Annotated in this window: 13 protein-coding genes and 1 pseudogene; 10 read left to right on the plus strand and 4 right to left on the minus strand. The window is 69.0% G+C overall.

The genetic code is table 11. The annotated features are described in order from the left end of the window. Positions 1-156: 156 nt before the first annotated feature. On the plus strand, positions 157-360 hold the full coding sequence (locus ABT345_RS25525) for a DUF1918 domain-containing protein (protein ID WP_345085216.1): 204 nt from the start codon (positions 157-159) through the stop codon (positions 358-360). 82 nt (positions 361-442) lie between these two features. Here the strand turns inward: ABT345_RS25525 and ABT345_RS25530 are convergent, their stop codons facing one another. Continuing rightward, positions 443-1,705, minus strand: a complete 1,263-nt coding sequence (locus tag ABT345_RS25530) for a glycoside hydrolase family 10-like protein (protein WP_345085219.1) — start codon at positions 1,703-1,705, stop codon at positions 443-445. A 162-nt stretch (positions 1,706-1,867) separates the two neighbouring features. Between ABT345_RS25530 and ABT345_RS25535 the strand changes: the two genes are divergently transcribed. Then, positions 1,868-2,737, plus strand: coding sequence for a 3-hydroxybutyryl-CoA dehydrogenase (locus ABT345_RS25535; RefSeq protein ID WP_345085222.1), 870 nt, complete (start codon positions 1,868-1,870; stop codon positions 2,735-2,737). Between the two features lie 461 nt (positions 2,738-3,198). On the opposite strand, the gene ABT345_RS25540 is transcribed toward ABT345_RS25535, so the two are convergent. Together ABT345_RS25540 and ABT345_RS25545 are read right to left on the minus strand one after the other, a co-directional pair. Next, on the minus strand, positions 3,199-3,777 hold the full coding sequence (locus ABT345_RS25540; RefSeq protein ID WP_345085225.1) for a GDSL-type esterase/lipase family protein: 579 nt from the start codon (positions 3,775-3,777) through the stop codon (positions 3,199-3,201). Positions 3,778-3,846: 69 nt separating this feature from the next. Continuing rightward, positions 3,847-4,629, minus strand: a complete 783-nt coding sequence (locus ABT345_RS25545; protein ID WP_345085228.1) for a DUF998 domain-containing protein — start codon at positions 4,627-4,629, stop codon at positions 3,847-3,849. A gap of 207 nt (positions 4,630-4,836) precedes the next feature. On the opposite strand from ABT345_RS25545, the gene ABT345_RS25550 reads away from it, so the two are divergent. Together ABT345_RS25550 and ABT345_RS25555 are read left to right on the plus strand one after the other, a co-directional pair. Beyond that, complete coding sequence (locus ABT345_RS25550; RefSeq protein WP_345085231.1) at positions 4,837-5,430, plus strand: TetR/AcrR family transcriptional regulator; 594 nt, start codon at positions 4,837-4,839, stop codon at positions 5,428-5,430. A 656-nt stretch (positions 5,431-6,086) separates the two neighbouring features. Further along, positions 6,087-7,064 carry an Lrp/AsnC family transcriptional regulator gene (locus ABT345_RS25555; RefSeq protein ID WP_345085234.1) on the plus strand — a complete coding sequence of 326 codons (978 nt, stop codon included), beginning with the start codon at positions 6,087-6,089 and terminating at the stop codon, positions 7,062-7,064. A gap of 183 nt (positions 7,065-7,247) precedes the next feature. Here ABT345_RS25555 and ABT345_RS25560 read toward each other — a convergent pair whose 3' ends face one another. After that, positions 7,248-7,643, minus strand: coding sequence for a hypothetical protein (locus tag ABT345_RS25560; protein WP_345085237.1), 396 nt, complete (start codon positions 7,641-7,643; stop codon positions 7,248-7,250). A gap of 284 nt (positions 7,644-7,927) precedes the next feature. Here ABT345_RS25560 and ABT345_RS25565 point away from each other — a divergent pair, with 284 nt between their 5' ends. From ABT345_RS25565 to ABT345_RS25590, 6 genes and pseudogenes are all read left to right on the plus strand, one after another. Continuing rightward, entirely contained in the window at positions 7,928-8,863 is a 936-nt protein-coding gene (locus ABT345_RS25565) for a PEP/pyruvate-binding domain-containing protein (protein ID WP_345085240.1), read from the plus strand. Then, positions 8,860-10,569, plus strand: a complete 1,710-nt coding sequence (locus tag ABT345_RS25570; protein ID WP_345085243.1) for a PEP-utilizing enzyme — start codon at positions 8,860-8,862, stop codon at positions 10,567-10,569. Before ABT345_RS25565 ends, ABT345_RS25570 begins: the two co-directional genes overlap by 4 nt. Further along, positions 10,566-11,981, plus strand: coding sequence for an MFS transporter (locus ABT345_RS25575; protein ID WP_345085246.1), 1,416 nt, complete (start codon positions 10,566-10,568; stop codon positions 11,979-11,981). The genes ABT345_RS25570 and ABT345_RS25575 overlap by 4 nt, the downstream gene beginning before the upstream one ends. Positions 11,982-11,991: 10 nt before the next feature. Then, positions 11,992-12,486, plus strand: coding sequence for a class I SAM-dependent methyltransferase (locus ABT345_RS25580; RefSeq protein WP_351323414.1), 495 nt, complete (start codon positions 11,992-11,994; stop codon positions 12,484-12,486). After that, the gene (locus tag ABT345_RS25585) at positions 12,449-12,589 is read left to right on the plus strand and encodes a hypothetical protein (RefSeq protein ID WP_345085249.1); all 141 of its coding nucleotides are present in this window, start codon (positions 12,449-12,451) and stop codon (positions 12,587-12,589) included. Before ABT345_RS25580 ends, ABT345_RS25585 begins: the two co-directional genes overlap by 38 nt. Then, positions 12,586-13,437: pseudogene (locus ABT345_RS25590) on the plus strand (mobilization protein); the annotation flags it as partial. The gene ABT345_RS25585 and the pseudogene ABT345_RS25590, both read left to right, overlap by 4 nt. Positions 13,438-13,543: the final 106 nt, after the last annotated feature.

Raw genomic sequence — 13,543 nt, forward strand, 5'->3', positions numbered from 1 at the left:
CCCGCTCCCTCTCGCGCGCCGGATGCGCCGCCCACCCCCGGACGTAAACTGGCCGCAGCGGCATGTACCGCAGTCCGGGCCGCTTCGGCCCGTAATCCGTTGGCCAGGCCGCCCGGCCGAGCGGCGGCACGGCCTTCCCAGGCGGGAGGACCTCTGATGCATGCGACCAAGGGCGACCGACTGGTGGTGCACGGCAGGACCGTCGGACACCACGACCACACCGTCGAGATCGTCGAAGTGCTGGGGATCAACGGCGAGCCCCCCTTCCGCGTCCGCGACGAGTCGGGTCACGAGACGATCATGTCGCCCGGCCCCGACACGGTCGTCCGCCACGACAGGGCGGGCGAGCACACCTACTGAGCACCCTCCGCGGCGCGCGACCGGGCGCGGCGCCACGGACCCGCACCGGGCGCCGCCCGCACGGCGGCGCCCGGCCTCCTGCCTACCGGTAGTGGTCGGCCACCACCCGCGCCATCGCCCCCGACGGATCGGCGGCCACCTCCTTCGCCGCGAAGAAGACATGGCCGCCCACCTGCGGATACCGGTGCGCGAAGGTGAGATGGCGGGAGAGTTCCGCTGGGTCCTGCCAGGGGGCGGGCTGCGCCGGGTCGCCCGCCTTGTGAAGCGCCTCGCCGAGGTAGAGGTCCACGCCGGTATCCGCCACCGTCCGCGCCCACCACGGCACGATCCGCGCGTAGTCCGCCGCCTCGAAGCCGAGATGCCAGTACACCTGCGGGGCGAGGTAGTCGAGCAGCCCCAGCCGGACCCAGCGCCGGGTGTCGGCGTACAGGTCGTCGTAGGTCTGCACCCCGGCGCGGGTGTCCGAGCCCGCCGGGTCGGTGGCGCGGTTGCGCCAGACGGCGAAGGGGCTGACCCCGAACCGCACCCGCCGCCCGGTCGCCCGGCACACCGCCGCGACCCGCGCCGCCGTCTCCCGCACCAGCAGCTCGGTGTTCCACCGCCGCCAGGCCGCCCGGTCGGGGAAGCCGCCGCCGTACGCCGCGTACGAGGCGTCGTCGCCGAACGTCTCCCCCGCGACCGGGTACGGATAGAAGTAGTCGTCGAAGTGGAGCCCGTCGACGCGGTAGCGGCGCACCGCGTCCAAGAACGCGTCCTGGACGAAGCGCCGGACCTCCGGCAGCCCGGGGTCGTAGTAGAGCTTGCCGCCGTACCGCACCACCCAGCGGGGGTGGCGGCGCGCCGGATGGGACGGGTGCAGGCGCCCCGGGTCGCCGTGGAGGGCGACGCGGTACGGGTTGCACCAGGCGTGCAGCTCCAGACCGCGGCGGTGCGCCTCGCGGACGGCGCAGCCCAGCGGGTCCCAGCCGGGGTCGCGGCCCTGGTGTCCGGTGAGGTACTCCGACCACGGTTCGTACGGCGACGGCCACAGGGCGTCGGCGGTGGGCCGCACCTGGAAGAAGACCGCGTTCAACCGGCGGTCGGCGGCGGCGTCGAGCAGGGTGAGCAGTTCGCGGCGCGCCGCGGCGGGCGGCAGGCCCGGGCGGGACGGCCAGTCGCGGCCCGCGACCGTCGCCAGCCACATCCCGCGCAGCGCGGGACGCGGGCGCCCCCGGCCGGCGCCCGCCCGGGGTGCCGGCGCCGGGCGCCCGGACAGATCCGCGGCGGCGGCCACGGGTCCGCCGGTGCGCCACGCGGCGGCCCCGAGCGCCGCCACGGTGAAGCTCCGGCGTGTGATCCGTCTCATCAAATACCCCCAACTTGTCCGCTTTTGGTCCGGTTCTTGGAGGTCAGAATGCCCGCCCCGGCGCCAAGAGGCCCGTAGCCGTACGAGTAACTTGGGAGGCCGAGGCGGGTCCGGCACCCCTACGGAGCCCCGCCGCTCCCGTAGATCAGCGAAAGGCACGAGGTGACGGACACTTTCACCGACATCGCACGCGTCGGCGTCGTCGGCTGCGGTCAGATGGGCGCCGGCATCGCCGAGGTGTGCGCACGCTCCGGGCTGGAGGTCATGGTCGCCGAGACCACCGGCGAAGCCCTGGAGCTGGGGCGCACCCGGCTGACGAACTCGCTCGGCAAGGCCGCCGACCGCGGCAAGATCACCCCCGCCGAACGGGACGCCGCGCTCGCCCGCCTGAGCTTCACCACGGACCTCGGCGAGTTCGCCGACCGTGACCTCGTCATAGAGGCCGTCGTGGAGAGCGAGCAGGTCAAGACGGAGATCTTCCAGGTCCTCGACCAGGTCGTGACCCGTCCGGACGCGATCTTGGCGTCCAACACCTCCTCGATCCCGCTGGTGAAGCTGGCCGTCGCCACCTCCCGCCCCGACCAGGTCATCGGGATCCACTTCTTCAACCCGGCGCCGGTGCAGAAGCTCGTCGAGCTGATCCCCGCGCTGACCACCGGCGACGAGACGATCGCGCGCGCCGAGGCGCTGGTCCAGAACGTCCTGGGCAAGCACGCCATCCGCGCCCAGGACCGCTCGGGCTTCGTGGTGAACGCCCTGCTCATCCCGTACCTCCTCTCCGCGATCCGGATGTTCGAGTCGGGCATGGCCAGCCGCGAGGACATCGACAACGGCATGGAGCTGGGCTGCGCCCACCCGATGGGCCCGCTCAAGCTCTCCGACCTCATCGGCCTGGACACCGTCGCCTCGGTCGCCGCGTCGATGTACGAGGAGTACAAGGAGCCGCTGTACGCCGCGCCGCCGCTCCTCGCCCGCATGGTCGACGCGGGGCGGCTCGGGCGCAAGAGCGGGTCGGGGTTCTACACGTACTGAGCCTGGCCGGCGACGGCGTCAACTGCCGTCGCTCAAAGGTGAGTTCACCGGGAGGCAGTGCCGTTCGCGGCACTGCCTCCCGGTGCTTTCGGCGCCACCCGAGGGCCTCTTCCCCCCAGTGGCGCAGTCGGCACGGTAAGCATCGTTTCGCGGCCTCGCGAAACCCGGTCGGCCGACCAGAAACCTGCCTTGACCTGGCGCTTCGATCCTTTCAGAGCTGTCAGGGTCTGCCCTGCTTGCGCAGCGGAAGGTCCCTGGAAAGTCCCTGGGACAGAGCCGGAAGTCCCTGAGAAATCCCCGGGAAGCGTCTGCCTTCCGACCATCCGGACCAGGGGTTCGAGCCTTGCGTCGAGGGCGACGGATCCGAACCCTGGCACCTGCGCATGAAAAGAGCCATCCGAAACGGCCTGGTAGGTGGACGTCCGCTTCGAAAGCAACGGCTCGAACGAAACGGGGTGGGGTCAGTCGAACAGGGAGAGGTCGATGGATTCCGCGAGGGCGGCGTAGCCGGTGTCGTTGCCGTGAAGGCGGTCTCCCATGTGCAGGTCGTCGTGGATACGACGGGGGTCGGCGGGGTCGCGCCAGACGGCGTCGAAGTCGAGGACCGCGTCGAAGGCGCCGCTCGTGCGGATCCAGTCGTTGATCTGCTCGCGCGCCTTGTCGCCCTGGTGGGTGTACATGTCCGAGCCGCCGTAGGGGGCGACGGTCGCGGCGTAGACCTTCGCACCGTGGGCGCAGGCGCGAGCGGCGGCCTGGAGGTGGGCGGCGATGATGTCGTCCACGTTGACGGGCTCGCCGGGGAACATCGCGAGGAAGGCGGCGGTCTCCTCGTTGCGCGGGGCGAAGGAGAAGGTATGAGCCGGCCGAGCGTGTGGAAGGTGCCGTGGCAGGTGGCGGTGTCCACGCGGCCGGGCAGATAAAGGCGGCTCGAGGAAACTGACGGAGCTGTCCGGGGCCTGCGGGGCTGCGCCCCAGCTGCGCACCCACGCAGTGGGGGCGGGATCGTCCAGGCTCGCGGGGGTGGTGAGGGTGCTGTTCACGATCATGATCCTTGGGGTGCGGAGTTCAGGGCTGGTGCCGTGCGCCGGTGGTGTTCGCCGGGCGCGAGGTCAGTTCGCCGTGCCTGCTGTGATGGACGGCGGTTCGGCGGCGGTGTTGTTGCGTTTCCAGATCGCCGCTCCGGCGCACGCGAGGCCGATGAGGAACGGGTGGACGGCACCGCGTTCGATGAGGCCGATGATCCCGATGACGTTGTCGCCGGAAGTGATGATCATGGCGAGGTAGAGCAGCATCGAGATCAGACCGATCACGCCGACCGTGACCAACGCTCGGCCCATGCGGACGGAGACGCCGATACGCTGCCGGCGACGTCCGAGGACGATGGCCAGCACGTTGCCGCCGGTGAACCCGGCGAAGGCGCCCATGCTGTGGTACTCACCGGTGCCGTCCTTGAGGGCCTCGCCCGATCCGGGATACAGCGCGAGCAGCACGCCGCCGACAGCCAGCAGTGCAGCGGGGACGAGCACGGCCCACCGGCGCCCGTGTGCCAGGTCCCACAAAGTGGCCACCCCGGCCAGGATGGTGATCCCGAAGAGGAAGAACCCGGCGTTCATCACCCAGGCCAGCGGCGAGTGCATGTACTGGCCGAACAGGGTCGACGGCCCGTGGACGCCCAGGTTGCTGATGAAGTTGTAGGTGTAGCTGTAGGCGGGATGGGTCCAGGCGGCGGCGGAAATGAACTCCCCCAGCAGGAAAATCACCGGTCCGGCGATCAGCAGCGCTCCCGCCACGCGGCGCCGAGGCTGGGGTCCGTCCGCGTCGCCGTGCTCCTGCGCGTTCGTCGGTGGCTTCGCGCGCCGCACGGTGGAACGCACGGTCGTGTCTTTGGTCATCGGCGTCGTCTTTCTGGTGAAGGGCTGGGCGCGCGCTCGTGCCTGCTGACGGCAGGCGGACGCTCCGGCCTCGGGGATGACGGGCGGCGGCACGGAGGGCTGCCGCTGGAACGCCCACTGCCGAGCCACTCGCTTCAGCCGGACTCTAACTAACCCGAGTATAGTTTTACAACCGATGAAGATAGTGATCGAGGGTAGAGTGAGAGCATGGTGGATTCAGTGCCCGTGGGGCGTCGTGAGCGCAAAAAGGCCGCTACGAGGACGGCGATCCTGGATGCGGCGACGGCACTCTTCCTCGACCGCGGCTTCGATGCCGTGACGGTGCGCGAGATCGCTGACAAGGCGGATGTGACACCCAAGACGGTCTTCACGCACTTCCCGCACAAGGAAGCGCTCGTCTTCAGTGACGAGGGCGAACGGCACGAGCGACTCATCGCCGCGGTGCGGGACCGCGCACCGGGGACCTCCATCTCCGAAGCGCTGAAGGCGCATTACCTCGCCGAGATCACCGCGCTGAAGACCGAGCCGCAGAGCCGGATCCTTGCACTGATGGACGGCACGCCATCCCTGATCGACTACGCGGAGAAGATGTGGCTGCGTCACGAGGACGCGCTGATCGCCACGCTCACCGAGGAGTTCGGACTCGACGAGCCGAGTGAGGAGATCCGCTTCTACGTACGTTTCGCGCTGCAGATCCAGCTCATGGCTGTGCGTGAGGCCGACCCGGAATCGTCCGTGGCTGCTGGGTTCCGGTTCCTCGACCAGGGCTGGGCGCACCACAGCGAGGGCCGGCGCGAGTAGGACTCCGTTGCTGAGCTTTCCGGGTTGGCTTCGGGTGGTCTGAGCTGAGGGTCAGTCCGGTCCCGGTGAGGCAACCGTCGACGGTGTTGTGTCGCTTGTAGGTCTCGCGGTCGAAGGCCGGTGGCCTGCCCGCCGCGAGTGCCCCGGCGTAGCCGGTGTGCGCGCTGATCAGTGGTATGGCGTGGTCGGCAGGTTCACCGACCGGGCCCTCCTTTGCGGGCCCCGGCCGTGTGCTGATGCACCCGCACGATCGTGGAGTCCACCGACACCACCCAGCTCAGATCCTCATCCGCATCGACCTCGGCCACCAGAGTGGTGAACACCTGCTCTCAGGTGCCGTCCACAGCCCACATCTGCAGCCGGTTGCAGACACCTCGCCAGTTGCCGTACTACCCCGGAAGGTGCACTCACTGGTTTCCGGTCCGGAACTTGTCGGCGATCACGCCGAACACCTCACGGTGGTCCCTCCAGCAGCCACCCCGCTTCGGTGTCCGTCCGGGAGCAACGGCTCAATCCGCGCCCACTGCACATCGGTCAACGGCACACCCGGGCCAACGACCGACTGATCCAAACGAAACAGCCTGGCTGCACAGGTACACGCGATCGATCTCGACGCTTGTAGCCTGCTGATGATGGAATGTCACACGTTAGAGGTTTTGGACCTCGCTCTCGTGCATGCCCTGCAGATCGACGGCCGGGCACCCTTCAGTCGGATCGCTGCGGTGCTGGGGGTGTCCGATCAGACGATTGCCCGCCGCTACCGTCGGCTTCGCTCATCCGGTGCCGTACGTGTTCTGGGACTGCCCAACGCCCACAGGCTGGGGCATGTGCAGTGGATCGTACGGATCCACTGCACCCCCGACGCGGCCGCCACCATCGCCGATGCGCTGGCCAAACGCCAGGACACCTCGTGGGTGAGCCTGACCGCCGGGGGCACGGAGATCGTCTGCGTGACCCGGGCCCGCAGCACGCAAGAGCGCGACGCCCTGCTTCTGCGGAAACTGCCGCGTACACCCCGCGTGGTGTCGGTCACGGCACATTGTCTGCTGCATGTGTTCTTCGGGGGGCCGACCGGCTGGAATGGGCGAGGCGAGGTTCTGACGTCGGATCAGGTCGAGCAGCTGCGGTCTTTTCTCCCCGACCCGGTTGTGAGCGAGACGCCGTTGGTGCTCGACGAGCGCGACGAGCGGCTCATGGCCACGCTCGCGGTCGACGGACGCGTGGGATATCCCGAGCTCGCCGTCGCCGGCGACTGTTCGGAATCCGCGGCCAAGCGGCGGCTGGAACATCTGCGTCACCACGAGGCGCTCTTCTTCGACGTGGAGATCGACGCACAACTCCTCGGGTACGAGACCGAAGCCATGCTGTGGCTGTCGGTACCTCCCAGCGAACTGGTCCCGGTGGCCCACGCGTTGGCGGATCACCCGGAGGTGGCATTTGCGGCGGCGACCACCGGCCCCACCAATCTCGTGGCGAGCGTCGCCTGCCGGAATGTCGAGGCTTTCTACCGCTATCTGACCGACCGGGTCGGCGTACTGCGAACTGTGCAGCATGTGGAGTCCGCCCCCATCATCCGTAGCGTCAAGCGAGCAGGCGTCGTCAAGAGAAGCCCTCCCGGCACTCTTGAAAGGTAGGCACGCGCCGCCGCTGAATGAAGTGAATCCGCCATGCCCCCGCGAGTTCATGTCGGAATCGTGCATCCACACAGCGATCACTGGCGCAGCCGCCCGCACGGCGCAAGGCTCTATCGGGCGCACCGCGGACACCGGAGCCGGTGCCCGCGGTGCGCCCTGCACAGCTCCCCAGAAATCGGCGCCTCAGCGCCGCCGCACCCGGTCCAGGCTCATCTGCTCCAGTACTGCACAGCCCAGTGGGGTGTCGTCCCGGCCGAGATCGAAAGGCAGGTCGAAATGGTTGCGACCGGCAGCCACCAGATCGACCACACGCTGCCCTCCGGAACGGAGGCTCTCCGCGAACTCACGGTGCTGGCGGGCGTATTCGTCCGTCTCCGCCGCCCCCCGCGCCACGATCACCTGCGCGGTGCTGAGCGGAAGACGATGGCAGGGGCTGTTCCGGTGCGCGGTACCCACGTCCATTCCCACCGCATCGTTCACATAACTGCGCTGAACTGGCTCCAAGTCATAGACGCCACTGAGCAGACACGCCCCCGCCACCGGCATCGCCTCCGCTTCGGGCCCCCCAGTCAGCGCCATGGCCGTCAGGTGCGCCCCCGCCGAACTGCCGCCCGCGTAGACCAGGTCCTCGTGCGAGCCCAGCTCACGGGCGTGGCGTAGCTTTCCCCCGCAAGGGTGGCCTTCCGTGTCGGAATCCGCCGCTAGGTCGGCCGTGGCTGGCTCGGTTCCCCAATGGTGCCGGAAGGTTGTCGGCGGTCACCGGTGACGACGAGCGGACGCGTTCCGCCTCCTCTCCCGGCCGACGGCACGGATCCCCCGCAAGAGCTGCGGACGGAAACGAATGGCACCGGCGACCCTTTCGCGTGTTTACCCATGTCTATTTTTCTGCGTTTCGCATTTCAGGGACGGAGGCCGCAATGACAGTGGAAGTGCACTGGCTCGGCACACCGCAGACCCACCGGGCCGACGTGGTCGGCGGCAAAGTGGCCAACCTCAGCCGCCTTGCCGAGAGGCAACCGGTTCCACCGGGCTTCTGCGTATTCGGCCACTCTTCGGAGGAGCTGGCGACGGAGTTCGCGGCGGACGGCATCACCTCCGCGTACCGGGAACTGGCCGCGCGCCAGGAGCAGAACGAACCCGCGGTGGCCGTGCGCTCCTCCGCCGTCGACGAGGACGGTGAACACACCTCGTTCGCCGGGCTGAACGAGACCTATCTGAATGTGGTGGGCGAAAAAGCCGTCGTGGATGCCGTCCGCGCGTGCGTCGCGTCCTTCCGTTCCGAACGCGCGCTGGCCTACCGCAGCAAATGGGGGCTGGACGCACCGGACCAATTTGCCGTACTCGTCCAGCAGTTGGTGACGGCCGATGTGGCCGGTGTGGCCTTCAGCGTCGACCCGGTCACGCACAGCGGCAGCACGGTGGTGGTCAACTCGAGCTGGGGACTGGGCGAGAGCATCGTCGGCGGAACGGTCACGCCGGACACCTACCGCGTCGACCGCGCCTCCTGGGACGTGACGGAGCGCCGGATCGCAGACAAGGCCCGGATGACCGTTCCGGCACCGGCTGGTGTACGTGAGCTGCCGGTGCCCCGCCAACTGCGGTCGACGGAAACCCTCAGCGACGCCCAAGTGGTGCGCACCGCCCGTCTGGCCGTCCAACTCGAAGAGCAGATGGGGTGGCCGGCGGACGTGGAGTTCGCCTGGTCCGCGGAGCGCCTGTATCTACTCCAGTGTCGTCCGGTCACCGCTCTGCACACGAGTGAGGAAGCCGGCTCCACGGCGGGAGGCCGCACAGCATGACGCACCAGCACAACAAGGACAACGCGGGCGAGGACTTCCCGGTCAGCTGGCGCGATCCGGCCGATACGAAGGCGGCGTGGGAGCTTCACCGCAACCAACACAACCCCTCCGGCCAGGTCGCACCACTGGAGTTCGACCTCTACCTGCGCTGGGCGCTGGAGGGAATCGGTTATGCCTGTGAGCAGTTCGGCCGACCCGTCACCGGGGTGCGCGCGCTGCTGCTGAACACCTATCCGTACTACTACAACGTCCCGGCCGACGTCGACGCGGAGGAGGCGCGCCGGATGCACCTCGCCTCGGACGGGGTGATCGAGCACCGCGCCATGGAGCTGGAACGGGACTGGGCAGAAGACTTCCTGCCCCGGATCAAGGCGCTCCTTGCAGAGATGGAGGTACCGGACCTCTCCGCGCTCTCGGACGGCGGGTTGGCCGACCATCTCGCCGCGCTCCAGGGCCTCATGGCCGAACTGTGGCGGATCCACTTCCTCATCGACTTCCCGTCGCACGTGGCGGTGAGCGACTTCGAGGAGCTGTACCGCAGCCTGTTCAGCGTGGAAGAGGGCGACGGCGACCGGTTCGGTGCCTACCGGCTGCTGGGCGGGGTGCCGAACCTGACGGTGGAGGGCGCGCAGGAACTGTGGCGGCTCAGCCGGAGGGCGGCCGATCTGCCCGAGGTGCGCCAGGTACTTGCTGAGACCGAGAGCGCCAAGGTGCCGTTGGCCCTGAAGCAGTTCCCGCAGGGCCAGGCATTCCTGGAGGAGCTGCGCGCGTATCTGGACGTGTACGGACGCCGGGGCGACGACATCTCCCCGATCATGCCGTCGCGGGTGGAGGATCCCACTCCGGCGCTCCACGGGATCAAGGCATACCTGGACCAGCCGGAGTCGGCCGCACCGGCTGCCGGAGCGCAGCGGGCGCTTGCGGAGGCGGAGAGCGCCCTGCAGGAGGCCCGAGCCCAACTTGCCTCCTTCCCCCGACAGGTGGCGGAGTTGTTCGAGCAGCTGCTCGCGGCTGCCCGGACCGGAACGGCGCTGGGCGAGGATCACGCGTACTACATCGACTACGGCGCGACCTACCTCGTACGCCGGGCTGCGCTCGAAGCGGGCCGACGGCTTGCGGCCCGGGGCGGGCTCGAAGCGCCGGACGAGGTGTTCCGACTGTATCTGGAGGAGTTGGTGGCGGCGTTGCGGGACCCGCGGGCGCAGCCGCGTGAGCTGGTCACCCGTCGTATCGCCGAGGCCGAGCACTTCTCGGGCGTCACCCCTCCCCCGCTGCTCGGTGAGGCGACACCCACCCCGCCGCCGGCCGAAGGCTGGCTGGAACGGCTGACCGGCAGTTACGAGGGTGAGTCGGAGTCGGGCACGGCCGTTCCCGGCACGCTGACGGGGTCACCGGGCTCTCCGGGGACCGTCCGAGGCGTCGTACGCATTCTTGCGTCCATGGCCGAGGCCGACCGGCTGGCACCGGGCGAGATCCTCGTGGCAGAGGCCACCTCGTCGACGTGGACCCCGCTGTTCGCCGTGGCGGCCGCGGTCGTCACGGATGTCGGCGGGGTGCTCAGCCACTCCGCCGTGGTGGCTCGGGAATACGGCATTCCCGCCGTGGTGGGCGCGGCCGGGGCCACTGCCGCTCTGCGGGACGGCCAGCAGGTGGAGGTGGACGGCGACCACGGAGTGATACGGATCATCGAAGCCGACGGGCGATGACCGGGGCAACGGGGGAGCCGGTGCGCCGTCAGCGCCAGGTGGTGCTGTGTGTGATGCTCGGCATGCTTTTCGGCCCGCTGAACTCGACCATGGTCACCGTGGCGCTGCCGTCCATGGCCCGGGACCTGTCCCTGACGCCCGAGGCCACCGGCTGGATCGTGACGTCGTATCTCATCGCTATGGCCGGGCTGCACCCGGTGGTGGGCAAGTTGGGTGACCGCTGGAACCGGCGGCGGCTGATGCTCTGCGCCACGGCACTCGCCCTGGTCTCCTCGCTGGGGGCGAGCCTGTCCGGCAACCTGGCGGCTCTGGTGGTCTTCCGGCTGCTGCAAGCCGTGGCGGGTTCCGCCATGGCGCCCAACGGCATCGTCCTGCTGCGACAGGTGGTCCCGGCCGAGCGCCTCGGATCGGTCCTCGGTACCGCCGGGGCCACCTCGCCGTTGGCGGCAGCGGCAGGACCCGCCGTGGGCACGGTGCTGGTGAGTGCGTTCGGTTGGCGGTCGATCTTCCTGGTCAACTTGGTGATCATGGCAGTGCCGCTGGTCCTCGGAGCGGTGGCGCTTCCTCGTCCGCCGCAGCCACGGACACGCACTCCGTTCGATGTCCTCGGCGCCATCACCGCCCTGGTCACGTTCGTGGCCCTGGCAGCACTGTTGAATGCTCCCTCCTCGCCGCCCGCCCTCATCGTCTGGGCAGGGGTGACGGGGGTGGCGCTGACGGCGCTGCTGGTGCGGGAACTGCGCATCCCCGATCCCGCCCTGCAGCCCCGGCTGCTGGCCCGGCCCCGGTTCCTGGCCGCGGCGGTCGGCGTGTGCCTGACCAATTTCGCGATGTACGGCGTGTTGTTGACCGTGCCGGCGCTGTTCCAGCTGCACCCGGACTGGCCCGGCACGCTCAATGGGGTGGTGCTGGCGGTGATGACCGGGCTGAGCGCGGTACTGACCCCGTTGGGGGGACGGCTGGTCGACCGGTATGGGGCGAATCTGCCAGCTCTCGTAGGCGTTCTGCTGCTTACCTCAGGTCTGGCCGCAGTGGCCGTGACGCTGCACGGCATCACGATCACGGCACTGCTGATCGCAGTGGCCGTCGTCGGCGCCGGTCTCGGGCTGTGCACGGCCGCCTACCGGACCGAGTCGGTCCAGGCGGTGCCGTTCGAGGAGACCGGCATGGCCAGCGGACTTTTCTTCACCTTTCGGTACCTGGGCAGCATCGTGTGCTCCAGCCTCCTCGGCGGCCCTCTCGCCCCACGCACCACGACGGCAATGGCCGTGGACTACGCCGTCTTCGCGGCGGTCTGCCTGGCCTGCGTCGTCCTGACGCTTCTCCTGCCGCGAATGCGGCGCCAGGTGGAGACCTCCGCCGAAGACGGACGGTCTCCCGCAGTGGAACACGGCAACTCGATCCTCACATGAGATGAAACCGATGCCAGATCCCCGCAAGCTCCGGATACCCGACGGAGTGGGCCTGCCCATCTTGTTCGTGACGTGGCTGCGGATGCTGGAAGGGCAGCGTTCCGACGCACTCTTCAAAGATCCGTTCGCCGAGGCGGTCTGCGCCGCCTCGGCGGACAGCCCGCACATGCTCCACATTCCCCGCAGTGTCACCGCCACCCGGGAAAGCATGGCAGCCGACGGACGCAGCACGGCCCTGTCCGCCCATTTCGCCGTCCGCACCCGATCCCTCGACGACCGTCTCCACGCCGCCATGCGCCCACGTGCACGCCACATCCGATCCGGCGATCGCCTACGGGCGCCCGGTCCCGGACATCCCCGCGGCCTGGCCGGCCCACACAACGCGCACCGAACACTGAATCGCTCCTGGACGACGGCCGGTCGCGACCTCCGGCGAGCCGCCGGTGGACCGGCCGGATCCGGCCGACATGCACGAGAACATCAATCAGGACAAGGACATCCGTGACATGCCCCAGTCCCTGTACACCGCTACCGCCCTTCACGCCGGTGTCGTCGTCGTGGCCAAGTCCGCCCTGAAGGTTACCGTCACCAAGAATGCGGCCAGATGATCGCAAGCATCGAAAGCGGCAAGGACAGCGCCGGCCTGATCCGGTACCTGTTCGACACGGAGAAGACCAAAAACCACACCAACCCCCGCGTGGTCGCCTCCTGGGACGGCTTCGTTCCCGACCCCGGCCGCGCCGACGACGCCGCCACCGCCAGGAAGCTCCTCGTGGCCGAGCTCGACCTGTACGTCAAGCGGGCCAGACGCCTCGGCCGCGCCTGCAGACATCACGTGTGGCACTGCTTGATCCGCGCCGCATCCGACGACCCACTCCTCGACGACAATGCGTGGGCCAGCATCGCCCGCCGCGTTACCTCCGCCACGGGCATCGCCCCCGAAGACGACCCGGACGGCTGCCGCTGGGTCGCCGTACGCCACGCATCGGGCCACATCCACATCGCCGCCACCAGGTTCCGCGCCGATCTACGCGTGGCGCAGCACGGGAACGACTACCTGAGCGCCGACCGGGAACTAGCCACCATCGAGAAGGAATACGGTCTGCGGCAATTGATACGCCGTGATCGCGCCCCCGCCGGCCGCTCCCTCCGTGCCGACCAGGAAATAGCCCGCCTCGTCGGCCGGCGGCAGACCGCCCGCGAACGCCTGCGCACCGTGATCCGAGCTGAACTGGCCGCCGCCTCCAGCACCAAGGAGTTCATCCATCAGCTCAACCACACCGAGAGTCTGCTCGTTGAGGTCCAGTACTTTCCCTCCGGCGACATACGCAGTTACAGGGTCGCCCTGGCCGAGGGCAACAGCACCGCCGGCCGGCCCATCTGGTTCTCCGGCTCCCAACTCGCCCCGGACCTGTCCTTCCCCAAGATCCAAAAGCGCTTTGCGAACATCCGACCGCACTCCAGCGACTAGGGCGTTTCTTCTGGATCATCGTGTGGACCAGATGAAGATGCCCGCGATGTGCAGTGCTGCCAGGTAGATGGCGGCGGTCTTGTCGTATCGA

The sequence above is a fragment of the Streptomyces sp. NPDC000404 genome, from assembly GCF_040300365.1.
Taxonomy (GTDB): domain Bacteria; phylum Actinomycetota; class Actinomycetes; order Streptomycetales; family Streptomycetaceae; genus Streptomyces; species Streptomyces ramulosus.

What these genes read in the sequence shown, in the direction of transcription:
- ABT345_RS25525 (WP_345085216.1), top strand. Translation starts at nt 157, where the DNA reads ATGCATGCGACCAAGGGCGACCGACTGGTGGTGCACGGCAGGACCGTC.
- ABT345_RS25530 (WP_345085219.1), bottom strand. Translation starts at nt 1,705, where the DNA reads ATGAGACGGATCACACGCCGGAGCTTCACCGTGGCGGCGCTCGGGGCC.
- ABT345_RS25545 (WP_345085228.1), bottom strand. Translation starts at nt 4,629, where the DNA reads ATGACCAAAGACACGACCGTGCGTTCCACCGTGCGGCGCGCGAAGCCA.
- ABT345_RS25550 (WP_345085231.1), top strand. Translation starts at nt 4,837, where the DNA reads ATGGTGGATTCAGTGCCCGTGGGGCGTCGTGAGCGCAAAAAGGCCGCT.
- ABT345_RS25560 (WP_345085237.1), bottom strand. Translation starts at nt 7,643, where the DNA reads ATGGCGCTGACTGGGGGGCCCGAAGCGGAGGCGATGCCGGTGGCGGGG.
- ABT345_RS25570 (WP_345085243.1), top strand. Translation starts at nt 8,860, where the DNA reads ATGACGCACCAGCACAACAAGGACAACGCGGGCGAGGACTTCCCGGTC.
- ABT345_RS25575 (WP_345085246.1), top strand. Translation starts at nt 10,566, where the DNA reads ATGACCGGGGCAACGGGGGAGCCGGTGCGCCGTCAGCGCCAGGTGGTG.
- ABT345_RS25580 (WP_351323414.1), top strand. Translation starts at nt 11,992, where the DNA reads ATGCCAGATCCCCGCAAGCTCCGGATACCCGACGGAGTGGGCCTGCCC.
- ABT345_RS25585 (WP_345085249.1), top strand. Translation starts at nt 12,449, where the DNA reads ATGCACGAGAACATCAATCAGGACAAGGACATCCGTGACATGCCCCAG.